We start from the raw sequence: 24,117 nt of genomic DNA, 5'->3' as shown, positions 1-24,117 counted from the left end.
GCAGCTCTGGTCGGCGATGCGGGACTACACAAAACCGTCCCACCGCCACTCGAGCGATCGCGGAACCTTTGTACCGGGGCTGGGATCCGCACCGTGCCGCTGCAGGCGGCAGGGTGCCGATCGGTGAGTCGACAGCGCAAAGCGCGGGCGCATTGTTTCGTGTAGGCGCGCATCGCCGACCAGAGTCGTCTGAAGGTCGCCCAGCGACCGGAAGACGACGTCGGGAGGTGTCTAAGCGCCGGCGAAATGATGGGTCCGCGCTGTCCCAGCCACAACTAACCCGACCGCAACCAAACCGCAGTCCGGCGCAGTACCAACCACAGCTAACCTGACCACAGACGCAACCACAGCAACCGCAGCAATCGAACGATCCGGAGGACAAACATGATGTACGTGGTCGGGGTTGATCTTGGGGGGACGAAGACTGCCGCGGGGGTTGTGGGAGCCGACGGCGAGGTGTTGTTTTCGGAGCAGATTCCTACTCTGAATCGGAGTGGGGGCGACGCCATTTTGAAGGCGACTGCGGCGCTCGTGGGGCGGCTCATGCGGCGGGCGGCGGGTGAGGGAATCGACGTCGGGCGTGTTGGCGTGGGGTCGGCCGGGGTCATCGATGCCGTGAATGGCGAGGTGGTTTCGGCCACTGATGCGATTCTTGGGTGGGCCGGGACCAGGTTGACGGCTGGGTTGGCGCAACTCCTGGGCTTGCCTCGGGGGTCGGTCAGTGCGGTCAATGATGTGCATGCGCATGCTCTGGGTGAGGCGTGGCGTGGGGCGGCTGCGGGGTCTTCGAGTTCGTTGATGGTGGCTTTCGGGACGGGTGTGGGCGGCAGCTTTGTGCTGGACGGCTCTCCTGTTTTGGGACACCACTATGTGGGTGGGCACGTGGGGCATTTTGCTTCGCCGTACGCCTATCACGAGGGCAAAGCCCTCCCCTGCGTGTGCGGCGGCTCGGGCCACGTCGAGGCGATCGCCTCGGGGCCGGCCATCCATGAGTCGTTCATCCGTTTCGGCGGTTCCTCCGAGGTCGCGGACACGCGTGCCGTGTTTGCCGTGGCCCGCAACGGCGATAGGGCCGCCGCGGCTGACAGTGCTGCCGCCATCAAAGCCATCGGGGCAGGCGCGGGTGCTGCCGGGCAGGCGATCGGCGGGCTTGTCAACATCCTCGACCCGGAGACGGTAGTGGTTTCCGGCGGTCTCGCAGATGCGGGAGATTTCTGGTGGAAACCCATGGAACGCGCCCTGCGCAAAGAGCTCATGGCCCCGCTTGCTGACATCCCCGTGCTTCGCGCGGCGCTAGGCAATACCGCGGCCATTGTGGGCGCAGCCAAACTCGTCCTGAACTGACATCAGAACACCCGAACACCCGAACAAGGAGACCCCATGATCCTGACCCCCGACGGCCTCGAAGCCCTCCGCTCCCAGTTGATCGTCTCCTGCCAGGCCTACCCGGGCGAACCCATGCGCGATCCGCGGACGACCGGCCAGGTGGCGGCGTCGGCGGTTATCGGTGGTGCCGCCGCGGTCCGGGTCCAGGGCCTCGCGGATGTCCAGTTCACCCGCACAGCTGTGGAGGTTCCGGTGATCGGGCTCTGGAAGGACGGGCACGACGGCGTTTTCATCACCCCCACGCTCCGGCATGCCCTCGCCGTCGCGAACGCCGGGGCCCACGTCGTGGCTATCGACGGTACGCGACGCCCGCGTCCCGATGGCTTGAGCCTCAAGCAAACCATTGATGGAATCCACGCCGAATCGCATGCCTTGGTCATGGCTGACTGCGGTTCCTACGCTGATGCGGTGGCCGCCGTCGAAGCCGGTACTGACTTGATCGGCACCACGCTGGCCGGGTACACCGGGGAGCGTCCCAAGACAGACGGCCCCGATCTCGAGCTTCTCGCCGAGATCGCCGGCGCAGGACTGGGCAAGCCACTCATCGCCGAGGGCCGCATCCACACCCCCGCACAAGCCCGCCAGGCCCTCGACGCCGGGGCGTTCGCCGTCGTCGTCGGCACCGCTATCACCCATCCGGCCAGCATCACGGGCTGGTTCAAGGGCGCAATGGACGCCTGATCGCGCAGAATCCGTCGCCGGTTCCCTGATCCCAGCCTGTGTCCGGGCGTAGGCTTCTCCCATGGCTGAGGAGAATATCCGGGAATTCGATGTCATCGTGATCGGCGCCGGGGCGGTGGGTGAAAACGTTGCAGACCGAGTGGTCCGGGGCGGTCTTACCGCGGCCATCGTCGAGGCTGAACTCGTCGGAGGGGAATGCTCCTACTGGGCCTGCATACCGTCCAAAGCGCTCCTTCGGCCTGGAACCGCGCTGCACACAGCCCAGTCAGTGCCCGGAGCATCGGACTCCATCACGAAGGTCCTGGATCCCGCACCAGTCCTGAAATACCGCGATTACTTCACCAACAAATGGCAGGACGACGGCGCCGTGCAGTGGCTCGTGGATACGGGGATCGAGCTCATCCGGGGCCGCGCGCGCATCACGGGCCCCCGCGAAGTCCAAGTGGATGGCAAGGACGGCAACAGCTACTCGCTCAAAGCCCATCACGCCGTGGTAGTGGCCACCGGATCCACGCCCGTCATCCCGAAAGTCGACGGCTTGCGCAACGTCCCCTACTGGACAACCCGCGGGGCCACCTCGGTGCGGCAAATCCCCAAACGGTTCATCGTGCTAGGCGGCGGTGTCGCCAGTGTCGAACTTGCCCAGGCTTTCGCCCGCTTAGGCTCGTCGGTTTCGATCGTTGCCCGAGGGCGGCTGCTGAGCGCGTTCCCCGAGGAAGCCGCCGAGCTGGTTGCTGCGGGACTTAGGGCCGACGGCGTCGATCTCCGTCTCGGGACAGACACGACGCGGGTCGAACATAACGCGGACCATTCCTTCAGCGTCACACTCGGCGACGGGACAGTCTTGAACTCCGACCAGTTGCTGGTGGCGACTGGTCGGCGGCCCTCCCTGGACAATTTAGGACTCGAAAACGTAGGGCTCGACGCCGAGGAGGGCAAGCCTTTGCGCCTCACCACGGACTCGAGCGGCTTGGTTGAGGGTGCCGCGAGCGACGGCACCAGCGGGCTGTGGCTTTACGCGGCCGGCGATGCTGCGGGATCGGTGTTCCTCACCCATCAGGGCAAGTACGAGGCCAGGGCAACCGGCGACGCCATCGTGGCCCGCGCAAAGGGAACCCTCCACGGCGACCCTAAGCCCTGGAGCGCCCTCGCAAAGACGGCCGACGAATACGCGATCCCCAGTGTGGTCTTCACGGATCCGGAAGTGGCATCCGTGGGTCCGAGCCTCAAGCAGGCGTTGCAGAAGGGCATCAATGCAAGCACGGTGGAACTCCCCATCAACGTGTCCGGCTCCCAGCTGCATTCGGAAAATTACCAGGGCTGGGCACAACTGGTGGTGGACGAGGACCGGAAAGTGGTGGTGGGCGCGACGTTCGCCGGGCCGGGAGTAGCCGAGCTTTTGCATGGCGCCAGCATCGCGATTGTGGGCGAAGTGCCGTTGGACCGGCTGTGGCATGCGGTGCCGTCGTTCCCCACTATCAGTGAGGTGTGGCTGCGCCTGTTGGAAAAGTACGGGCTGTAAGCCTGGTAGCCGTTGTGGCGCCGACGGGCCGGGAGGACAATGGCCGCATGGCCGAGCTCGTGGACATTGCCGGACACCCAACGTGGGTCGAAGACCGGGGCGGTCCCGGCGAACCCCTCCTGCTGTTGCATGGCGGCCTGAGCAACAGCGACGATCTGCTCAGGAGCATCGGACCGGGCCTATCGGAGCGGTTCCGGGTGGTCGCCTTCGATCGTCGAGGCCATGGGTATACCGCGGACACAGATGCCGACTTCCACTACGCGGACATGGCCACCGAGACGGTACGGGTGCTCGAGGACGTCGTTGGTGGCCCTGCCCATCTCGTCGGGTGGAGTGATGGTGGGATCGTTGGCCTCCTTGTCGCACTCCGGCGACCCGAGCTTGTCAGCAAGCTGGTTGTCATTGGCACCAACTACCACTACAACGGCACCGTGCCCTTCGACATGGACCAGGATTCGCCGATCGCGCAGGAACTGGGCAAGGCCTACATCGAGCGATCGCCCGACGGTCCGGAACACCTAGAGGTCGTCTTTGGCAAAAGTGTGGCGACGTTCACGTCGGAGCCGGAACTCACCACCACCGACATCGCGCACATCACTCAGCCGGTTCTCGTGATGGTCGGTGACGACGACGTGGTCACGTTGCCCCATACCCTCTCGCTGTACGAGGCCCTTCCCCAAGGCCAGCTGGCCGTCGTTCCGGGAGCCTCCCACGGGCTTCCCCTGGAACAGCCGGAGGTCGTCACGGGCTTGATAGCCAATTTCCTCGCCGCGGAAGAGCCGCCGCGTACGTTTATGCCGGTGCGCCGCGCGAAGCCTGCCGAGGGGTAGCCACCTGAGAGGACGCGGCCCGAGGAACCGCCGACGCTATTTGAACTGACTGGTCAGTTCAGTTACGATTGGAGCAGATAACAGGTTCTGCGAAAGGTCCAATTGTGCTGTCTGCACAGCAACTCCAGATCGACGGCCGCCGGGACGATCTCCTGCCTCCCACTTCCCTCGAAGCCAGGCGCGGGCAACTCCTCCTGGTCAGCGGCGACGGTCAGGACCAGCGCACGGCATTGGCTCTCGCGCTGAGCGGCCGGATGAAGCCCAGCAAAGGCCTCCTGAGCTGGGAAAACTCGGCAAAGACCAAGAAAGTCCGGGCCGCGAGCGCCCTGATTGACGCTCCCGGCGTCAACGAGCCGGAGCAGCATTTGAGCGTCCGCGACCTGGTCACCGAAGACCTCTCCCTCATCCCCCGCCGCTACCGTGGCGCCCTCCTCAGCAAGCCGTGGCTCAAGGTCAACCGCTTCGAGGACATCGCCGGGCTGTGGATTGAGCAACTCCCTGCGGACCGACGCCTCGAGCTGCTGACTGCCCTGGCCCTTGCGGACCCTGCCCTTGACCTCCTGGTGCTCGACTCCCCGGACCGGCACAGCGCAAACACCGCGGACTGGCTCCCCCGCCTTGAGCAGTTGGCGTACGACGCCGGGCGGCCGCTCGCCGTCATCGCCGTCGTTTCTGCCCTCCCGGACAACTGGGCCGGCCCGGCCGCGGTGATCGGCAACTCGGTCACGCACACTGCACCGGCCGAACCCGCTGAGCTCCTCGACGACGCGCAAGAAGATCCCGAAGAAGTACCCGAAACCCTGCAAAGGACCGCAAAGTGACTGTTCTGCGGCTGGCCCGCTCCGAACTCAAGCGCATGACCGGCGGGCTCCTGCCTAAGCTGACCATCCTCGCCCTGACCATGGTGCCCCTCCTCTACGGAGCCGTGTACCTTTACGCGAATTGGGATCCTTACGGCAATCTCAACCAGATCGACGCCGCCTTGGTCGTCGAAGACGCGGGAGCCCAGCCGGCCAACGGTCCCGAACTGCAGGCGGGCCAGAAGGTTGCCGACAGCCTCGTGCAGAGCCACGTTTTCAACTGGCAGCGCGTGACCACCACGGCCGAAGCCGACGCCGGCGTGGAATCCGGCAAATACGCCTTCGCCCTGAAGATTCCAAAGGACTTTTCCGCCAACCTGGTCTCGCCGGGCAGCTTCGACGCCGCCAACCAGGCGATGCTCAACGTCACCACCAACGACGCGAACAACTACCTCCTCAGCACTATCGTGGACAAACTCACCACCGCGGTGCACTCCACCGTGGCCAAGGAAGTGGGCGAGGAAACCGCCAACCAACTCCTCACGGGCTTCGGCACCATCCACGCCTCCATCGTCAAAGCGTCCGACGGCGCCTCCCAGCTCGCCGACGGCGTCGGCAAACTCAGCGACGGCGCGGCCACCCTGCACAACGGCACCAGCAAGCTCAGCAGCGGAGCCTCCGAGCTCCTGGCCGGCCAAAACAAGCTGCGTGACGGCGCCAATCAGCTGAACGACGGCGCCGGACAGCTCAGCGCAGGGCTCACCGAACTGAAGAACAAGACCGCATCCCTTCCGGCCGACTCACAGAAGCTCGCCGACGGCGCCGCCCAAGTAGCCGCCGGAAACGCGCAGTTGAACGCGAAAGTCCAGGACGTCGTCGGGCAGCTTTCAGCTTTCGACGCCGGAGCGCGGGACCGCGTTGTGGCCTCCAACGCGCGGCTCCTGTCCGCCGGGGTCATCACGCAGGACCAGGCGAACAAAATCCTGGCCGACTTTGACACCGCCGCCGCGTCCGGCCCGGTCACCGACGCCAAAGCCAAGATCTCGGCGGATGCCGCCCAGATCCAGCAGCTTTCCGACGGATCGGCCGCCGTAAGTGCGGGCGCCGCCAAACTTGCCGGTGCCACACCGGCACTGACGGGCGCCATCGGCCAGGCCTCGGCAGGCGCGGACCAGCTCAGCTCCGGCGCCGCGACGCTGGCCGCAGGTGAACAGTCTGCCGTCAACGGCACCGCGGCCCTCGCGGACGGTGCGTCAAAGCTCGACGACGGCGCGGCGCAGCTTGCCAGCGGTGCCGCGACGGCCGCGGACGGATCCCGCACCTTGGCGAGCGAGTTGGCGAAGGGCGCAGGCAAGGTCCTGAATCCGAACGACGCCCAAAAGAGCGAGGTGTCCAAGGTGATCGCGGATCCTGTGGCGGTCAACAACGTTTCCCAGGCCAAGGCAGGGTCCTACGGTGCGGGCCTGGCCCCGTTCTTCCTGACGCTGTCCCTTTGGATCGGTGTGTTCATGCTGGTCCAGGCGATGCGTCCCATCACGCAGCGGGCCTTGGCCTCGAACGCTCCGTCGTGGAAAATCGCCGTCGGCGGCTGGCTGCCGTTCTTCGTGGTGTCCGTGCTGCAAGCAAGTATCCTCACCCTCGTGGTGGACCTGGGGCTGGGCCTCAACGCGGCGCACCCGGTGTGGATGTGGCTGTTCATGCTGGCCGCGGTCATGGCATTCACGGCCCTGATCCAGGGCATCGTGGCTTTGCTGGGGACTCCCGGAAAGTTCGTGGTGTTGATCCTGCTGGTCCTGCAGTTGGTGTCTTCCGGCGGAACGTTCCCGTGGCAAACCACCCCCATGCCGCTGCACGTGGTACACGAGATCATGCCAATGGGCTACGTGGTGACCGGCATGCGGCACTTGATCTATGGCGGCGATTTGTCCATGATCTGGCCGATTGTCCTGGGCCTGCTTGGCTACACTGTGCTGGGAGCCGCGCTTTCCACGCTGGCCGTCCGTAAGCACAAGTTCTGGACCCCCAAGACCCTGAAGCCGGAGATCGCGGTATGAGCATGCAAGAGCCGGACGCCCCCGCGCTCCCGGAGAAGAAGCTCCGCCCAGCCCGCACCAACGCGACCAAGCAGCGCCTTTTCGACGCTTCGATGGAGCTGATCGGCGAGCGCGGGGCGGCAGGCGTCACGGTGGACGAGATCGCAGCCGCAGCCGGAGTGTCCAAGGGAACGGTCTACTACAATTTCGGCAGCAAGTCCGATCTGATCGCCCAGTTGCTGCGACACGGCGTCGACATCATGCTCGGGCGACTCCAGACCATCGAAGGCTTGCACGCCGATCCGCTCGAGGCCATGGAAGCCATGCTCGGCCAGGCCATGGACTTCATGGACGACTACCCGTCCTTCGCGCGGCTCTGGATCAGCGAAAACTGGCGGACGCCGAGCGAATGGGGCAAGCTCTTCGTCGAACTCCGCAGCGAGTTGCTGGCCGTGATTGGCTCAGCCATCGAAAAGGTCGCCACCACGTACACCGTGGATACGGGCATTGCCCGGGGCAGCCTCGAGGCGGCGATGTTCGGAGCGATCTTCGTGGTGGGCCTTGACCGGCAGACGTACAACCCCGAGCGCACGCGTGAGCAGAGCACAGCGGCAATCATGACGATCATGCGCGGCTACGTTCTGCGGTAACGGTATGGCAACTGCCGCGTCTTGGGGCGTGGCGCTGCCTGCCCGTCAGGGATGATTAATCCCATGCGTCACATGGGGAACAGTGGAAAGCTAGCGATCATCTCTGCCGTGGTGTCCGCTGGTTTGCTGGTGCTCCTCGCCATCACCCTTGACGAAACTGTGATGTACATCTTCCTTGGGGTCCTGGCGATCGGCTATCTGGCGTGCGTCGCCGAAGTTTTCACCCGTCGCAGGTACTTCATGCTGGTTCTCGGAGCCATTTCGACGATCCTTTTCATCGGGTTCGGAATCGCGTTCCTGCGCATGTGGGGGCTCGCCTTCAACCAGGACGAGAATGCCCTGGGCAGCGCCGTGAGCACCAAGGATTCGGACATCTACTTCTACCTCGCCGCACTTGCCGGATGCAGCTCCCTGCTGGTCTTGTTCGTGGGGGCGGTGTGGCCATCCCGCCGTTCGAAGGCAGCGGCCCGTACGGCTGCCCGGCGGCCGGCGCCCCGGCCAGCTTCGCGTCCTTCCCCGGTACCCGCCAGGCCCGCCCAGCGGCCGGCCGCCCGTCCGGCGTCGGGAGCTGTGAAGCGCCCGGCACCGCGCACCCCGGCCGCCTCCGCCAAGCGCCCGCCGTCGGGATCGCCCGCTCAGCGCAGGCCGGCACCCAAGCGCTGACGCACGTCGGGCGCCGCCAGCTCCCCAGGCTTCGCGCGTCGCTGCAGCACGGCAGTCGCCACACCGCCCAGCAGGAGGAGGCCGCCAACCAGTTCCGCCGTCGTCGGGACCTCTGAGATGAGCAGCCACGCCGCGGTCATTCCCACCACCGGGACCAACAACGTGAAGGGCACCACGGCCGAGCTCGGGTAGAGGCTAAGCAGCCGGTTCCAGATGCCATAGCCCACCAGCGACGCGAAAATGGCGGTGTACAGGGCGCTCAAGATGGTCGCCGGCTGAAGGTTGGTGAGGGTCCCGACGACGGCGGCCGGCCCGTCCATGATCAGCGACAAGCCCGCAAGCGGCAACGGGACAACCGCCCCGGACCAGACCACCAGCCCTAGTCCCGAGGCCGCCTTGGCCTTGCGTGCGATGATGTTTCCCGCGGCCCAGGACAACGCCGCTGCGAGCACAATCATGAGCGGCACCACCGGGGCCACCAAACTTCGACCCACCGCTACGAGGGCGAGCCCTGCGACACCCAGAACCACTCCGGTCAGTTGGCGCTTGCTCGGCCGCTCCCCGAGGAACCGGGCCGCCAAAAGCACTGTCAGGAGCACTTGCGCCTGCAGCACAAGCGAGGCGAGCCCGGCAGGCATCCCAAGCGCCATGCCCAGGTAGAGAAGGCCGAACTGCCCGGCGCTCATAAAGAGCCCGACGCCGACGATCGCCTTCCAGCTGACGTCCGGTTTGCGGACGAAGAAGATGCAGGGGAACACCACCAGCAGGAAGCGGATGGCGACGAACAGCAGCGGGGGCACGTCGGCCGAGCCACCGCTCCCGTTGCCGCCATTCCCGCTTGCGGGGTGGAGGCCAAAGTCGATCGCGACGAAATTCAGGCCCCAAAGGACGGCGACAAGGACGGCGAGTGCTGAGTGTCGGATATTCACGATTCAACTCTGACAGTCAAGTGAATGAAGCACCAGCGTTGAATTCTGCATCCAATCATGTACGTTTGCTTCATGATTGAGATTGCGGCGCTACGGGCCCTCGTAGCAGTTGAACAGCAAGGCTCGGTAGTGGCGGCCTCGGAAGCCATGGGCTTCAGCCCCTCAGCGGTCTCCCAGCAGATCAAGAAGCTCGAGAAGCAGAGCGGTGTCACCGTCCTGGAGCGGCATGGCCGCGGCGTACTGCTGACCGACCGCGGCATGGCATTGGCCGAGTACGGACGCCGGATCCTGGGCGAGTTGGAGGAGCTACAGGCCACCTTGCTCGCCGACCCCGCGAAGCCGAGCGGAGTGCTTCGGCTCGTCGGGTTCTCAACGGCTTGCCGCGGGCTGGTGGGTCCGATGCTGCGGAAACTTGGCTCAGATCAGGCTGTTGCCGCCGCTTCGGCCGCGGGGAGCTCCGGGCTTGGCGGCTCCGGGCTTGAAATCCGGGTGGTGGCCGAGGACCCGCGCGAGGCCGTCCAAAGGGTCGCAACCGGTGAAGCCGATCTCGGCGTCGTGCACAACTGGCACTCGGTGCCCTTGGTGATTCCGGAGAACATGGTCCACGAGGACCTCTGCCTCGACACCGCCGACGTCCTGCTGAACTCAGCGCACCCGCTGGCCGGGCGGACCGCCGTCGAGCCCTCCGACCTGGTGGATGAACGCTGGATCAGCACGCCGGCCGGCGCCATCTGCAATGAGGCGTTGCTGGCGATCCTCGCAGGCCTGGGGCGGGTGCCGGACATCCGCATCTACGACCCCGACTTTTCCACGCACATCGCAATGGTCCAGCAGGGTGTTGCGGTGGCGCTCGTGCCCCGGCTCGGCAGGCCCGAGCTCCCCACCGGAGTGGTCGCGGTTCCCGTGGTCAATCCGATGCAGCAACGCCAGGTGGGAATCGTGTACCGGAAGACCATGACGGCAAGCCCCAGCATCCGCCACGTCGTGCGCCTGCTTCAGGACGTGGCGGCTGGCCTCGAGGTGGGCTAGCTCGGACTATCCGCGCGAACTGGCAGCAGATGCCCTCTGGCGGCGCGGCAATGGGCATTAGCTGCCAGTTCGCGCGACGGGGCTATTTCTTCGGGCGGGGCACTGCGAAGTGGGTCAGCCGTGCATCCTGGCCATCGAGTTCAGCCCACGGCTTTTCGAGTTCCATCACGGTCATGGCGCTCGTGGGGTAACGCGTTGCGGCATCCATGTAGGCGTCATGGTCCGAGTCGCGGGACGCCAAGTGCATCGCGAGGTCCTGCACGCCGGGCATGTGGGAGAAGATCATGAGCGTGGTGACGGTTTCCGGCACATGGTTGATGACGGTCAACATGCGCTGTGCGGAGGCGGCGTATAGTCCGTCCTCGAGTTTCGGCGTCGGGGCCTTGTCCCCAAGCTCGCTGCACACCCAAGTACAGGTCTGCCGGGTCCGCAGCGAGGACGAACACAGGATGAAGTCCGGAATCACATGGTGTTTGAGGAGCCATTTTCCGGCAAGGGGAGCCTCCCGGTGGCCACGCTCGGCAAGGGGGCGCTCATGGTCCGGCACCCCGAGAGGCCAGTCCGACTTCGCATGCCGCATGATCACCAGCCGCTTAATGTGATGCTCGCTCATCCCCCCACCCTACTATCCCAACTAGCTCGCATTTATTGTCGTTTTGACGCCTGTAAACGACAACAAATGCGAGTCAGTCGGGTGGGCCGCGCAAGCAAAAGCGCCCGCCACCTTTGCAGGGGGCGGGCGCCTCGAGCGGGTTGAGACTAGATCGAGTATTCCGGAGCGGCCCAGACGATGACCTCGGGGTGCTCATAGAAGCGGTAGCCCTGGCCGCGCACCGTGCGGACCGTGTTTGCGAGGCGCCCGAGCTTGGAGCGGAGGCGCCGGATGTGGACGTCGATGGTGCGCTCGTTGGGGACCTCTTCGGCGTTGCGCCAGAGGCCCTCGAGAAGTTCATCGCGGCCCACGGTGCGGGTGCCGTTCTCGACGAGGTAGTTGAGGAGCTCGAATTCCTTGAACGTGAGGTTCAGCGATTCGCCGTCGAGGTGCACTTCACGACGGGCGAGGTCGATCAAGACGCCGGACGGGCGGGCTTCCTGGGCAGGCTGCGGGCGGAGCGCCTCAGCGCGCTGGCGGTTGCCAACGGTCGGGTCACCGAAAGTCGAGCGGACGACGTCGAGCGCGGAACCTGGCGCACTGGCCGGGGCAACCGCGACGGCGGCATAGCTCTCGGCACCGGAAACGAGGGACTGCGCGTAGGCCCGGATTTCCTGGGCAAGCTTGGCGATGGACGTTCCCGCGGCCGCGGCGGTGTCTTCGTCGATGCCCATGTAGAGCACGAACCCGCGGGCCACATTGTCATTTGCAACGGGGCGGAGGGAACGGTCCGCTGGCGCCAGGACGGGCGTGGGTGCAGTCATCGGCGAGGCCTCGTTGGCGGGAACAGCGCGGAGCTGGCCGTAGGAGTTGGGGTTATAGCCCTGGGGGACGTAACCGGGCGCCTGGCTGCCACCCTGCGGTGCGGGCTGGGCGTAGGCCGGGCGGTTGCCGAAGCCGGGACGCAGGCCGGCGTTCGACGCGGCCTTATTGGCGTTACGGACGGAGATGTGGACGTATCCGGATGCAACTGACATGGATTGCTTACCTCAAAGTGAATAGCCGTCATCGCGGCTTCGAATGCTGGTCTGGTCCCCGCAATGAGATGGGGAGGGGCGCCCGACGCTGGGCAGGGGGCGAATGCCTGAAACCTCTTGGGGTCTGAAGTTAGGCATGCATTCGACAACAGCTCATCGAAAAACCAGCGGGTGCGCTGGGCTCGATCGCTGCGGCTGCAGATGCTGTTGAGTTCTTGTTCACATTTGAAGTGTGCAACGTAACAAAGGGAACTTGCAAGTAACAAAGGGCGGAAGCGTCCACATTTTGAGACGAATCGGACTATTGTGCCGCACATCACAATTCACACATGTCCAAATGTGACTCGTTCTCGTTCGTCATACTGGCTGTTGCTCACGAAATATTCGAATAAAATTTGATGGAAAGATCATTCTTTGAATCTTAAGTCACGTCATGCGCTTGCCTTTGAATCTCGAGATATGAAACAACCCTTGTCCAATCGTGGGTTTGCGTCCTGTGAAAATTCTTTGGCAAATCCTCTGCTAGGTCCCTTGCAATCGCCCCGGCGGACGCGCCGTCGTGACCTTCTTTGAATTCGGAAAGCGCTTGCGACACGGCGAGTTGCGTCATTCTGAGGCCAAAGCGGGGCAAAGAAGGTCACGACGGAGCCAAGCAGCACCCGTCGCTAGTTGGTGGTGCCGGTTCCTTGGGTACTTGAGGTGGTGGCAGTGACGATCTGGATGGACTGGGCCGTGTACTTGTCGGATTCCTTGAGCGCAGTGACCCTCACGCTGGATCCGGATTTCACATCGGCGAGGGTCAAGGTGGAGCCGGTGGTTCCGCTTCCGCGTTGCCGGACGCCTTCCGCTACCACGACGTCCGTTCCAAGCGAATAAGTGCGGGTGAATCCGTCGTCGCTCTTGACGGTCATGGAGCTCGCCGAGATGTCAGTGACCGTACCCAGCTGGCCTGCCATGGTGACGTAGCTGCCGTTTTGGAGGACCACATACTCGGAGTGGACCGCAGCGTTCAGGCCGCCCATGCCCACGCCGAGCCCGCCCGGGCCCGCGTTCGTCCCACCCGGGCCGCCGAATCCGCCCTGGCCGTTCTGCCCGGCCCCCGGTCCCTGCGCGTTGGTGGTATCTGCTGCCGCGGTCCCGTTTCCGGCGGCGTAAGCACCGGCCCCTGCCGCCGCGGCGACCACGACCGCGACGCCGCCAACAATGAGCCCCTTCTTCAGGCTCCAATTCTTGAAAAACGAAGGCCGGGGCTGTGCGGAGTTGTATTGCTGCGGAGCACCCCACCCGGCGGCAGGCTGCCCAGGCTGCTGGTGCACCGGCGGCTGCGGAGCACCCCACCCGGCGGCAGGCTGCCCAGGCTGCTGGTGCACCGGCGGCTGCGGAGCACCCCACCCGGCGGCAGGCTGCCCAGGCTGCTGGTTCACCGGCGGCTGCGGAGCACCCCACCCCGCGGCAGGCTGCCCAGCACCAGGCTGCGCAGAATCATCAAGGGGGCGGATCACCGGCTGCGGGTGCCCGTTCTCCGGCTCGGAACCAGGTACGGAGGGGTTGTTTTGCTGATCCATGGTGTTCTCCATCGAAATCGAGGCTGTTTGGTCGTGCTTGTTCTTGTCCCAAACAGCGTCAGCCGCTTTGCTGTGCATTGGCTGTGTCGAACTGCAGGCTTGCCTGTGACCTGCCGCTCGGTATGGTGTCGGATTCTGCTGGAACCGGAACAACCTCCCGACAGGTGGCTAGGCTGGGACTCACAGGGTGCTCACAGCAACGGCAAAGCACTGGCAAACCGGCAGATTGGAGAGTTGTCCCATGGCATCCTCGCACTCCATGACCAATAACCTTCCGCAGCTCAGCCACCCGGACGGTTCTCCTATCCGCGCCCTTGTGGTGGACGACGAACCCAGCCTCGCCGAGCTCATGAGTATGGGGCTGCGCATGGCGGGTTGGTCGGTGGCCGTGGCCGGCGACGGTCCGGCTGCGGTAAAGCTCGCCAAGGACTTCCGTCCGGATGTCCTCGTGCTGGACGTGATGCTTCCAGGGTTCGACGGCGTAGAGCTGCTGGGGAGGATCCGCGCCTTTGCGCCTGAGGTGCCTGCGCTCTTCCTCACCGCCAAGGATGACGTGCAGGACCGCATCGTCGGGTTGGCCGCCGGCGGCGACGACTATGTCACCAAGCCGTTCAGCATGGAGGAAGTCCTGCTGCGCCTGCACCGCTTGGTCCAACGCTCAGGCGTGGCCGCGATGGACACGGCCGAACTGGTTGTAGGTGACTTGACCCTGAACGTAGACACACGAGAAGTTACCCGCGGCGGCGAAGACATTCCGCTCACGGCGACCCAGTTCGAGCTCCTCCGCTACCTCATGGAGAATCCCAAGCGCGTGGTCAGCAAGGCCCAGATCCTTGACCGCGTGTGGGACTACGATTTCGGCGGGCAAGCCAACATTGTGGAGCTTTACATCTCATACCTGCGCAAGAAGATCGAGGCCAACCACCCGCCCATGATCCACACGGTGCGCGGAGCAGGCTACGTCATCAAACCCGCCGAATAGCCGGGGCTCCGAATGTCCGCACTCTCGGGTATCCCCCGCCAGACCGACCACAGCTGGTTCAATCCTTCAACCTGGCACTTGCGCACGCGCTTGATCCTTCTCTCCATGGCACTCCTCGTGGCCATCTGCGGTGCCGTCGGTGTGGTCAGCTACGCCTCCATGGATGTGTTCCTCACGAAACAGCTGGACCAGCAATTGGCGCAGGCCTCCCATGGCCGCCCGCCGCAAGGCAACCCTGGCGGCCGTCCGGACCCCTTGGACCCCCGGGGCCAGAGCATCGGCACCCTGAATGCGCGTATTCTCGCAGGTCAGGTGAGCACCGATGCTGGATTCCTGTCCTCCGATGCCACCCGTGCGCCGTTGTCGCCCAGCGACGCTCGAATCCTGTCGGCGCTCCCCTCCGATGGCCGCCCGGTTGATCGCACCCTGTCCAATGGCGGCTACCGGCTGGTGGCCACCGAAACTCCCTACGGCGATGTTGTCATCACGGGGCTGCCGCTCGCCTCGAAAGAGGACACCGAGGCCTCGCTCGTCTGGACCATGGTGCTGGTTTCCTTGGGCGGACTGGTCCTGATCGGGCTGGCCGGAACCGTACTGATCCGCCGCACCATGCGCCCCTTGGAGCAGCTCTCCGACGTCGCCACGAAGGTGTCGAAGCTTCCGCTCGACGCCGGTGAGGTGGCACTCGCTGTGCGCGTTCCGGCGTCGGCGGCCCACCCGAGCACGGAAGTGGGAAGCGTCGGCCATGCTTTGAACTTGATGTTGGACAACGTGTCCAGCGCCCTAGAGGCGCGCCAGCAAAGCGAAACAAAGGTGCGCCAGTTCGTGGCCGACGCGTCCCACGAGCTGCGCACTCCGCTGACCGCCATCCGCGGCTACACCGAGCTCTTGCGCATGACAGAGACGTTCACCGAGGACGGGCGCAAGTCGCTGGGCCGGGTGCAGAGCCAGTCGGAACGCATGACCACCCTCGTGGAGGACCTCCTCTTGTTGGCCCGGCTGGACGAAGGGAAGGCCCCAGAGTTCACCGATGTGGATCTCACGCAGTTGGTGATCGAAACCGTCAGCGACGAGAAAGTCATGGCCCCAGGTCACATCTGGCAGCTCAAGCTCCCGGACGAGCCCCTCACGGTCCGCGGCGACACCACTCAACTCCACCAGGTTTTGGCGAATCTGCTCTCCAACGCCCGCAAGCACACGGAGGCGGGAACCACCGTGGTCACCGGCGTCATGCGGTCCGCCGACGGCAGCGCCGTGGTGACCGTGACTGACAACGGGCCGGGCATCCCGCCTGAATTCCAGGGCAGGATCTTCTCGCGCTTCGCCCGTGCCGACGCCGCCCGCTCCGGTTCCGAGGGCACGTCCGGGCTCGGCTTGTCGATCGTGGAATCCATTGTCCAGGCGCATGGCGGCACGGTCGAAGTGGCCTCGCGGCCCGGACGGACGGAGTTCGCGGTGCGGCTTCCGGCGCTCAGGACCGCCACGGCCTGAAAGGCCGCCCTGGAGGGCACGACGCCGGTGCGCGGCGAGCGCAAGTCGACGCACCGACGTCGTGACCTCCGTTACCTAAATGTGACTTAAGTAAGATCCTCCTGTACCGTCGAATGGGTGCGCTGGATCATTCCGGCCACCGCCGGGTAGGCGCCGAGCTCTGCCACTTCCCGGTGCCCATCAGTCCAGGCAGAGACGGGGGACCCAGGTCTCCGGGCAAGCGCTCATGTTGAGCCAGCCCTAGGGGTGAAGCCGTACCGCCACGTTCCGTTGTGGCCACGGCCGGATGACCTCATCCGAATCCGACAGCTAACTCCGCAGGCGTCGAGAGGCAATCACCATGTCTGATTCAAGGAATCAGTCGCGCCCTGTTGCGCGCCACCGCGGCGAACCTGCCCGGAATAACAAGTCACGCTCCACTTTGAGGCGAGCCGCGTCGAACCTCGGCACCGGCCAGCGCATGGCAGTTGTTGCCAGCGTCGTTGCCGTGTTCCTCGGTGCAGGTGCCGCCACCCAGGCCGCCGGTCAAGCCATCAATGCCCAGGACATGAGCCGCACGTCCGAATCCCGCACGGCAGACCACTCAGCCACGCCGTCGGCCACCGCCACGCCGTCGGCGAGCGCGAGCCCCAAGCCCAGCGCCACGCCGACGCCGAGCCAAGCATCCGCCCCCGGTCCGGCCGCCGTCGCGGCCCAGGCTGCCGCACCGGCCACGCCCGTGGCACCCCCTGCCCCCGTTGCACCCCCCGCTCCGGCGGCTCCGGCCGCTCCCGTCGCCGTCGATGATCCCTCCGGCGCCCAGTCCTATGCCGCAAGCATCCTTCCCTCCTACGGTTGGGGACAGGGCGAGATGTCAGCCCTGATCACCTTGTGGAACAAGGAATCGGATTGGCGCACCACTGCCACCAACTCCTCCAGTGGCGCTTACGGCATTGGGCAGTCGCTGCCGGCCGAAAAGATGGCATCCGAAGGCGCCGACTGGCAGACCAACTACCAGACGCAGATCCGCTGGGGCCTGAACTACATCAAGGAACGCTACGGATCGCCGTCCGCGGCATGGTCCTTCCACTTGGCCCATAACTGGTACTAAACCAAGAGCCACGCGCAAAATACATCGAGGTCCGTCCCTTCAGGGGCGGACCTTTGCGTTTTTTGGCCAGGCATGTGATTTGCCACGCCGGTGGTACATCCACAGCCACGTCACAGGTTCCGCCTAAAGCCTTCATATTCTGCGACGGCACTGTGGATACATGACGCTCATCGAATCCACCTCCGGAACCCTGAAGGACCCCGCGGTGGTGCCGCCGGGCCTTCCCATCCAGGCTAAGACCCCCGTCCAGCGCAGCGGACGGCGTGCCCCTGTGGACACCCACACCGCCATCCCCATCCTCGATGTCACGATCCCCGTCTTCAACGAGGAACGCGACCTCGAAGAGTGCCTGCGCAGGCTTCACGGCCATTTGCGCGAATCCTTCCCTCATGGCTTCCGCATCACCGTGGCGGACAACGCGAGCACGGACAGCACCTTGAAGATCGCGGAGCGCGTGGCCAGGGAACTGCCTGAGCTCGCGGTTGTCCATCTTGAGGAGAAAGGACGCGGCAACGCCCTTCGCAAGGTGTGGCTCGCATCGCCGTCGCCGGTTCTGGCGTACATGGACGTGGATCTTTCCACGGACCTCGCCGCACTGGCGCCCCTTTTGGCGCCGCTCATCTCCGGCCATTCGGACCTCGCGATTGGCACACGTCTCACACGCAACTCGCGGGTTGTCCGCGGCCCCAAGCGCGAGTTCATTTCGCGCAGCTACAACCTGATGCTGCACTCGTTCATGGGCGCCCGCTTCAGCGATGCCCAGTGCGGCTTCAAAGCGATCCGGGCAGACGTCGCACAGCAGATCCTCCCCCACACCATGGACAACTCGTGGTTCTTCGACACTGAGCTCCTGGTCCTCGCCGAACGCTGCGGCCTCCGGGTCCACGAAGTTCCCGTTGACTGGATCGACGATCCCAATTCCAGCGTCGACGTGGTACGCACCGCCCTGGCCGACATCCGCGGCATGGTCCGGCTCACCCGGGATCTCGTCTCGGGCCGCATCCCCATTCCGGAATTGCGCGCAGCGCTTGCACGCGGGCCGCTCCCGGCGTCGTCCCGCACCGCCGAGCAGAACCCGCGCAGCAGCCTTTTCGGGCAACTGGTTCGGTTCGCCGCGATCGGCGCTGCGTCCACCCTCGCCTATGTGCTCATCTTCCTGTTCTGCCGCGGCTTCATGGACCTGCAGCTGGCCAACTTCCTGGCGCTGCTCGTCACGGCCATCGCCAACACCGGCGCCAACCGGCGCTTCACCTTCGGCATCCAGGGCGGCAATCCCGTTCGGCACCACTTCGAGGGGTTGATCGTGTTCGGGATCGGCCTCGCACTCACCTCCGGGGCACTCGCCTTGGTGCACAGCACGACGACGCCGGACCGCTGGGGCGAGCTCCTCACCGTAGTCGCAGCGAACCTCGCCGCCACTGCGGTCCGCTTCCTGTTGTTCCGACTTTGGGTCTTCCGGCAGCCTGCTGCGCAGGCGACTGCACCCACCACACAAGCCAAACCGCGCACAGAAACGGCAGCATCATGACCTCCACGATCACTCCTGCAAGCACGGGATCCGCCGCCGGAAGTGCTGGCGCCGAGCTTCCTGCCACCGTCGGGACCGCCCAGGCAGCGCAGGGCCGTCACTCGACCGGCCCCGCAACCCCCGATGCCACGCCCCGCTGGACGCGATACGCCTTTGGCCGGCAGCCCCGCTGGGTGCGGCCATCCGCCGCCGGGCTCCTCGTAGCCACCGCCTTCCTGTATCTCTGGAACCTCGCGGCCACCGGCTACGGAAACTCCTTCTACGCCGCGGCCATCCAGGCCGGCACCAAGGACTGGACCGCGTTTCTGTTCGGTTCCCTCGACGCCGGCAATGCCATCACCGTCGACAAGCCGCCGGCTTCCTTGTGGATCCCTGCTTTGGCAGGCCGGATCTTCGGCTTCTCACCCCTGAGCATGCTGGTTCCCGAGGCGCTGATGGGCGTCGCCGCCGTCGGTTTCCTCTATTTGACGGTCAAGCGGGTCTCCGGACCAGGCGCTGGCTTGTTGGCCGGCGGCGCTTTGGCACTGACCCCGGTGGCGGCCCTCATGTTCCGCTTCAACAATCCCGACGCCATGCTGACCCTGTGCCTGGTACTCGCGGCCTACTTCACTACCCGTGCCATCGAACGGGCAGGCTGGAAGTGGCTCGCCGCAGCCGGCGCCGTGGTGGGCCTCGCGTTCCTGAGCAAAATGCTGCAGGGTTTCCTGATCGTTCCAGGACTGGGACTTGCGTACCTCTGGGCCGCACCCACCCCGTTGCGGCGGAGGCTGCTGCACCTGCTCGGCGCATTGGCCGGTATCGCAGTAGTGGCCGGCAGTTATGTCGCGGTCTTCCAGCTGACCCCGGCTTCGGCCCGGCCTTACATGGCAGGTTCGCAAACCAACAGTTTCCTTGAGCTGACGTTTGGCTACAACGGGCTGTCCCGCATCACTGGCTCGGGCGAAGGGACGCCCGGCGGAGGCGGGGCACCTGCCGGGGGCGGCCTCGGCGGGTTCGGCGGCGGCGGCGGTGGCGGCAACAGCGGTTTCGGTGGAGCTGCCGGGATCGCCCGCATGTTTGGCACGAGCTTTGGCGCCGAGGTCTCCTGGCTTCTCCCTGCTGCACTGATTCTGCTGGCAGCCGGCCTGTGGTTCACCCGCCGGGAAGCGCGATCCTCCCGCACCCGTGCCGCGCTCATCCTGTGGGGCGGCTGGCTTCTGGTCACAGCCGGCGTCTTCAGCTTCATGAGCGGCATCGTCCACCCCTACTACGCGGTAGCTCTCGCACCGGCAATCGCAGCCTTGGCAGGCATTGGCAGCGTCGAGTTGTGGCGTGGCCGCGGATATTGGCCCGCCAGGATCGTCCTGGCCGTGGTAATCCTCGGCAGTTCGGCCTGGTCCGCGGTTCTCCTGGGCCGCGACGCGTCATGGCTTCCGTGGTTGCGCATCGTGATCGTCGTCCTGGGTGTCGTGGCGGCCGCAGCAATCCTGCTTCGCCTCGACTCACTGCGGCCGGCGGGGCGGTTCCGGAACGCAGCGGCTGCGGCCGTCGTCGTCGTTTCCCTTCTGGCCGGCGGCCTCGGAACAGCGGCGTGGACGCTCGCGACGGCGGCTACCGCGCACTCCGGTTCCATCCCGACGTCGGGACCCAGCGGTTCCGCGATGGGCGGCTTCGGAAACCGTGCTGGAGGGTTCGGCGCAGCCGGTGGCGCGGGTCAGGCGGGAGGGCCTGGTTCCGAGGGAACGGCCGACGCCGGACTGACCGCCCTGCTGACATCCACCACCACGAAGTGGTCGGCGATCGTCTCCGGTGCCACCCAAGCCGCGAGCCTTGAGCTCGCCACCAACACCAACGTGATCGCACTCGGTGGCTGGAACGGCGGCGATCCATACCCCACCCTGGCACAATTCCAGGACATGGTGGCCAAGGGACAGATCGGTTACTACATCGCAGGAGGCGGTATGGGTGGCGGTGGTGGATTCGGAGGCCAGGGCGGCAATTCCGAGGTAGCCTCCTGGGTACAGGCCAACTTCCAAGCGCAGACGGTGGGCAGCTCCACCGTCTACAAGCTGACAAAGTAGATTCCGATGACCACTTCCTATTCCACAGACACGGACTCCAAGGCAGGGCAGTCGTCTCCGCCGTCGCGGTTGGTGGATCCTGCGGAAACGGCCGCTCCCCGGGGAGGGGGTGGCCGCGCCCGGCCGTGCTTGACCCGAAAGTCCCGCCCCAACCATGGCCCGCATGCCCTGCGTCACCGCGTGGAGCTCGGCATTGTCCTCCTTGCAACTGCGGTCCTGTATCTCTGGAACCTCGGCGCTTCCGGCTGGGCCAACCCGTTCTATTCCGCCGCGGCCCAGGCCGGCTCGCAGAATTGGGCCGCGTGGTTCTTCGGATCCTCCGACGCGGCCAACTCCATCACGGTGGACAAGCCTCCTGCGTCGCTCTGGATCATGGGCCTCTCGGTACGGATCTTCGGGCTGAGCTCCTGGAGCATCCTGGTTCCCGAGGCACTCATGGGCGTTGCGACAGCATGGTTGCTTTATCTGGCGGTCCGACGGGCCGCGGCCCCCGCCACCGGCGATCCACGGCTCGCCCACCGGGCCGGGCTGCTGGCCGCCGTCGTCATGGCCATCGCGCCGGTTGCCACCCTCATGTTCAGGTTCAACAACCCGGACGCCCTGCTGGTGCTGCTCATGACGGCCGCCGGCTACGCCACCCTTCGGTCCGTCCAGGACAACAAGTTGCGTTGGCTCCTGCTGGCGGGAGTGTTCCTAGGCTTCGGTTTCCTGACCAAGCAACTCCAGGTCCTTCTGGTGGTTCCTGGATTTGCGGTGGCGTATGTGGTTGCGGCGCCGGGCGGAGTGGGGCGCCGCCTGCTTCGACTGCTTGCGGCGGGGGCGGCCATGGTGGTCTCGGCCGGCTGGTGGCTCGCCGTCGTCGAATTCATTCCGGCGAACATGCGGCCGTACATCGGCGGCTCCCAGAACAACTCGATCCTGGAACTGACGCTCGGTTACAACGGCCTGGGCAGGCTCAGCGGCCAGGAAACCGGCAGCGTGGGAGGCGGCAACGGCTGGGGAGTTCCCGGGCTGTTCCGGATGTTCAACAGCGAGTTCGGCGGCCAGATCGCGTGGTTGCTGCCCTCGGTGCTGGTCCTCGGGGCCGGGCTGCTGTGGCTGGGCCGCCGTGCCCCGCGTACGGATTCCGTCCGGGCCTCGGTCATCGTGTGGGGCTCGTGGGTCCTTGTCACCGGACTCGTATTCAGCTTCATGGCGGGCATCATCCATCCCTATTACGCAGTAGCCCTGGCTCCGGGCATTGCCGGACTCGCGGGCTTGGGCGGTGCGCTTTTGTGGCAGCACCGCGCGCAGCTCGTCGCCGCGGTCATGCTCGCCGTGGCAGTGGCCGCAGCGGGATTCCTCGCCTTCGGCCTCCTGGGCAGCACCACCGCGTATGGTCCGTGGCTGCGCTGGGCGGTGCTGTTTGGCGCATTGGCAGCCGCGGCCGGGCTGCTGCTCTCGGGACGCTTCACCTCCCACATCCTTCAGCGCACGACGGCGGTACTCGCCCTCGTGGCCTCCCTCGCCGGCCCCCTGGCGTACTCGATCTCCACCGCCTCCGTGACGCACAGCGGCGCGATCCCCAGCGCCGGTCCAACGACTACGTTCGGCGGCTTCGGAGCAGGTGGTTTCGGCGGCCGGGGCGGCTTCGGACAAGCCAGCCAAAACAACGCAGCCCAGAACAACCCGCCCCAGACCCTCCAGCAGCCGGGCGCCCTGGGTGGTGGCTTCGGCGGGAACCGGCAAGGCGGTGGCATGGGCGGCCTGCTCGGTGCCACGACGCCGTCGTCGGGAATGGTTGCCGCGCTCAAATCCGGCGCCTCGAACTACACGTGGGCGGCCGCCGTCGTGGGTTCCAACAACGCCGCCGGCTACCAGCTGGCCACCGAACTGCCCGTCATGGCGGTTGGGGGCTTCAACGGTACGGACCCGTCCCCCACGCTTGCACAGTTTCAGCAACTCGTGGCGCAGGGCAAGATCCATTACTTCATCGCCGGCGGGACCATGCAGGCGAACAGCGGATCGGAAGCTCCTGCCCAGATCGCGCAATGGGTGGCTGCGAACTTCCAGGCACAGAGCATCGGCGGCACCACGGTGTACGCATTGGCGGGCTGAGTGCGGCTGGCTGGCTGAGCCGTTAGAACCGAAGATCGATCACCCGGCGGCCCGAAGCGTCCAGACTGGCCGTGGCAGTGATAGCTGAGTAATCCGCGATCTGCAACAGCCCATCCGCCGCCTCGCCGCCGGCGTCGCCCACCACCACGGTTAGCATGCCGGCCGCACGGGCGGAAGCGATACCCGCCGGGGCATCTTCGAAGACGACGACGTCGGCCGGCTCGGCACCCAGCAGCGCGGCTGCCCTGAGGTAGCCTTCCGGGTCAGGCTTGCCGCGGGTCACGGCCTCGGAGGTGACAGTGGTTGCGGGCATCTCGAGTCCGGCCGCCTGCATGCGCACCCCGGCGAGGATCCGATCGGCCGAGGTGACCATGGCGACGGCATCGGCAGGCAAGGACCGCAACAGTTCCGCTGATCCGGGCAACGCCACGATTCCGTCCGTCCGGGTCCGTTCCATCTCGCCGAGCTCCTCCGCGAGCGCGTCGATGTCAGCTCCGGCCGGGGCGAAACGGCGCACCGTGTCCTTGGCCTGGACCCCGTGTGAAGTCCGCAGGATCTCTTCGATGTCCAGTCCATACCGGCCGGCGAATTCGCTCCACACTTGCTCCACGATCGCGGTGGAGTCCACCAAGGTGCCGTCCATATCGAAGAGGACAGCCTGGACGGTCAGGGTTTTCACGGCTTCAGCAGGCAGGTTCATGGATCCATCCTGCCGTTGAAGCTGGTCCGCGGCCCAACTTTTACAGTGTGAGTCCTAGCCGTTGGGCCTGTTGGGGATGTACTGAACGGCCCACTTGTTGCCGTCCGGATCGGCGAAGTAGACAAAGTGGCCCCAATCCTGGATATCGATGTCGCTGACTTCCACGCCGTTGGCCTTGAGTTGGCTGTGGGCCTCCTGGATGTCACCCACCACCATCTGTAGGCTGGGGGCGGTACCGGGAGGGGCGTCGTTGAGGCCCTCGCCGATGCAGATGGAGCAGGCCGAGCCAGGCGGAGTCAGTTGGACGAAGCGGATGCCGTCCATGGGCCGCTCGTCGTAGTCGGCGTTGAAGCCCACTTTGTTGACGTAGAAATCCTTGGCGCGGTCCACGTCGGACACAGGGACAAACACAAGTTCAAGTTTCCAGTCCATGCGCCAAAGGCTATCGGCGG

At 65.6% G+C, this 24,117-nt stretch carries 21 protein-coding genes and 1 riboswitch; of the genes, 15 read left to right on the top strand and 6 right to left on the bottom strand.

Translation table 11 applies throughout. The features are described from left to right. The first annotated feature begins 384 nt into the window (after positions 1-384). The 8 genes from AB4074_RS06995 (at position 385) to AB4074_RS06960 (ending at position 8,565) form a co-directional block, all read left to right on the top strand. Entirely contained in the window at positions 385-1,344 is a 960-nt protein-coding gene (locus tag AB4074_RS06995) for an ROK family protein (RefSeq protein WP_441412725.1), read from the top strand. A gap of 36 nt (positions 1,345-1,380) precedes the next feature. Then, entirely contained in the window at positions 1,381-2,067 is a 687-nt protein-coding gene (locus AB4074_RS06990) for an N-acetylmannosamine-6-phosphate 2-epimerase (RefSeq protein ID WP_441412724.1), read from the top strand. A 61-nt stretch (positions 2,068-2,128) separates the two neighbouring features. Continuing rightward, entirely contained in the window at positions 2,129-3,589 is a 1,461-nt protein-coding gene (locus AB4074_RS06985) for a dihydrolipoyl dehydrogenase family protein (RefSeq protein ID WP_441412723.1), read from the top strand. A 47-nt stretch (positions 3,590-3,636) separates the two neighbouring features. After that, positions 3,637-4,419 (top strand): alpha/beta fold hydrolase, encoded by a 783-nt coding sequence (locus AB4074_RS06980; protein WP_441412722.1) that lies wholly within the window; start codon positions 3,637-3,639, stop codon positions 4,417-4,419. A 104-nt stretch (positions 4,420-4,523) separates the two neighbouring features. Continuing rightward, positions 4,524-5,240 carry an ABC transporter ATP-binding protein gene (locus AB4074_RS06975; protein WP_441412721.1) on the top strand — a complete coding sequence of 239 codons (717 nt, stop codon included), beginning with the start codon at positions 4,524-4,526 and terminating at the stop codon, positions 5,238-5,240. Next, positions 5,237-7,273, top strand: coding sequence for a YhgE/Pip family protein (locus AB4074_RS06970; protein ID WP_441412720.1), 2,037 nt, complete (start codon positions 5,237-5,239; stop codon positions 7,271-7,273). Before AB4074_RS06975 ends, AB4074_RS06970 begins: the two co-directional genes overlap by 4 nt. Then, a complete protein-coding gene (locus tag AB4074_RS06965) occupies positions 7,270-7,902 on the top strand; it encodes a TetR/AcrR family transcriptional regulator (RefSeq protein ID WP_441412719.1) in 633 nt (210 codons plus the stop codon). The genes AB4074_RS06970 and AB4074_RS06965 overlap by 4 nt, the downstream gene beginning before the upstream one ends. 63 nt (positions 7,903-7,965) lie before the next feature. Next, the gene (locus tag AB4074_RS06960; protein ID WP_441412718.1) at positions 7,966-8,565 is read left to right on the top strand and encodes a hypothetical protein; all 600 of its coding nucleotides are present in this window, start codon (positions 7,966-7,968) and stop codon (positions 8,563-8,565) included. Here the strand turns inward: AB4074_RS06960 and AB4074_RS06955 are convergent. Continuing rightward, positions 8,538-9,494, bottom strand: coding sequence for an EamA family transporter (locus tag AB4074_RS06955; RefSeq protein WP_441412717.1), 957 nt, complete (start codon positions 9,492-9,494; stop codon positions 8,538-8,540). The two genes, AB4074_RS06960 and AB4074_RS06955, sit on opposite strands and share 28 nt — an antisense overlap. Before the next feature lie 72 nt (positions 9,495-9,566). Between AB4074_RS06955 and AB4074_RS06950 the strand changes: the two genes are divergently transcribed. Beyond that, positions 9,567-10,523: a LysR family transcriptional regulator gene (locus tag AB4074_RS06950; RefSeq protein WP_441412716.1), complete on the top strand. Its 957-nt coding sequence runs from the start codon at positions 9,567-9,569 to the stop codon at positions 10,521-10,523. A gap of 82 nt (positions 10,524-10,605) precedes the next feature. Here AB4074_RS06950 and AB4074_RS06945 read toward each other — a convergent pair whose 3' ends face one another. The 3 genes from AB4074_RS06945 to AB4074_RS06935 all read right to left on the bottom strand — a co-directional run bounded on the left by AB4074_RS06945 (position 10,606) and on the right by AB4074_RS06935 (position 13,795). Next, the gene (locus tag AB4074_RS06945; protein WP_437772382.1) at positions 10,606-11,136 is read right to left on the bottom strand and encodes a SixA phosphatase family protein; all 531 of its coding nucleotides are present in this window, start codon (positions 11,134-11,136) and stop codon (positions 10,606-10,608) included. A gap of 146 nt (positions 11,137-11,282) precedes the next feature. Further along, positions 11,283-12,152, bottom strand: coding sequence for a winged helix-turn-helix domain-containing protein (locus tag AB4074_RS06940; RefSeq protein WP_441412715.1), 870 nt, complete (start codon positions 12,150-12,152; stop codon positions 11,283-11,285). Between the two features lie 665 nt (positions 12,153-12,817). Continuing rightward, entirely contained in the window at positions 12,818-13,795 is a 978-nt protein-coding gene (locus AB4074_RS06935) for a hypothetical protein (RefSeq protein ID WP_441412714.1), read from the bottom strand. 163 nt (positions 13,796-13,958) lie between these two features. Here AB4074_RS06935 and AB4074_RS06930 point away from each other — a divergent pair, with 163 nt between their 5' ends. The 6 genes from AB4074_RS06930 (at position 13,959) to AB4074_RS06905 (ending at position 22,965) form a co-directional block, all read left to right on the top strand. Beyond that, a complete protein-coding gene (locus AB4074_RS06930; RefSeq protein ID WP_078106594.1) occupies positions 13,959-14,699 on the top strand; it encodes a response regulator transcription factor in 741 nt (246 codons plus the stop codon). 12 nt (positions 14,700-14,711) lie between these two features. Next, entirely contained in the window at positions 14,712-16,190 is a 1,479-nt protein-coding gene (locus AB4074_RS06925) for an ATP-binding protein (protein WP_441412713.1), read from the top strand. A gap of 164 nt (positions 16,191-16,354) precedes the next feature. After that, positions 16,355-16,528: riboswitch (cyclic di-AMP (ydaO/yuaA leader) on the top strand. A 2-nt stretch (positions 16,529-16,530) separates the two neighbouring features. Beyond that, positions 16,531-17,280 carry a hypothetical protein gene (locus tag AB4074_RS06920; RefSeq protein ID WP_441412712.1) on the top strand — a complete coding sequence of 250 codons (750 nt, stop codon included), beginning with the start codon at positions 16,531-16,533 and terminating at the stop codon, positions 17,278-17,280. Positions 17,281-17,440: 160 nt separating this feature from the next. Continuing rightward, the gene (locus AB4074_RS06915) at positions 17,441-18,808 is read left to right on the top strand and encodes a glycosyltransferase (RefSeq protein WP_441412711.1); all 1,368 of its coding nucleotides are present in this window, start codon (positions 17,441-17,443) and stop codon (positions 18,806-18,808) included. Beyond that, positions 18,805-20,868, top strand: coding sequence for an ArnT family glycosyltransferase (locus AB4074_RS06910; RefSeq protein ID WP_441412710.1), 2,064 nt, complete (start codon positions 18,805-18,807; stop codon positions 20,866-20,868). Before AB4074_RS06915 ends, AB4074_RS06910 begins: the two co-directional genes overlap by 4 nt. Positions 20,869-20,874: 6 nt before the next feature. Beyond that, positions 20,875-22,965, top strand: coding sequence for an ArnT family glycosyltransferase (locus AB4074_RS06905; protein WP_441412709.1), 2,091 nt, complete (start codon positions 20,875-20,877; stop codon positions 22,963-22,965). A 22-nt stretch (positions 22,966-22,987) separates the two neighbouring features. On the opposite strand, the gene AB4074_RS06900 is transcribed toward AB4074_RS06905, so the two are convergent. After that, entirely contained in the window at positions 22,988-23,665 is a 678-nt protein-coding gene (locus AB4074_RS06900; protein WP_441412708.1) for an HAD-IA family hydrolase, read from the bottom strand. 54 nt (positions 23,666-23,719) lie between these two features. Continuing rightward, positions 23,720-24,097, bottom strand: coding sequence for a VOC family protein (locus AB4074_RS06895; RefSeq protein WP_234752415.1), 378 nt, complete (start codon positions 24,095-24,097; stop codon positions 23,720-23,722). Positions 24,098-24,117 lie beyond the last annotated feature (20 nt).

It is taken from the genome of Arthrobacter sp. 2MCAF14 (assembly GCF_052115645.1).
Classification (GTDB): domain Bacteria; phylum Actinomycetota; class Actinomycetes; order Actinomycetales; family Micrococcaceae; genus Arthrobacter.
The sequence above is the reverse complement of the archived record's forward strand: the minus strand, read 5'-3'. Positions and strand labels throughout refer to the sequence as shown.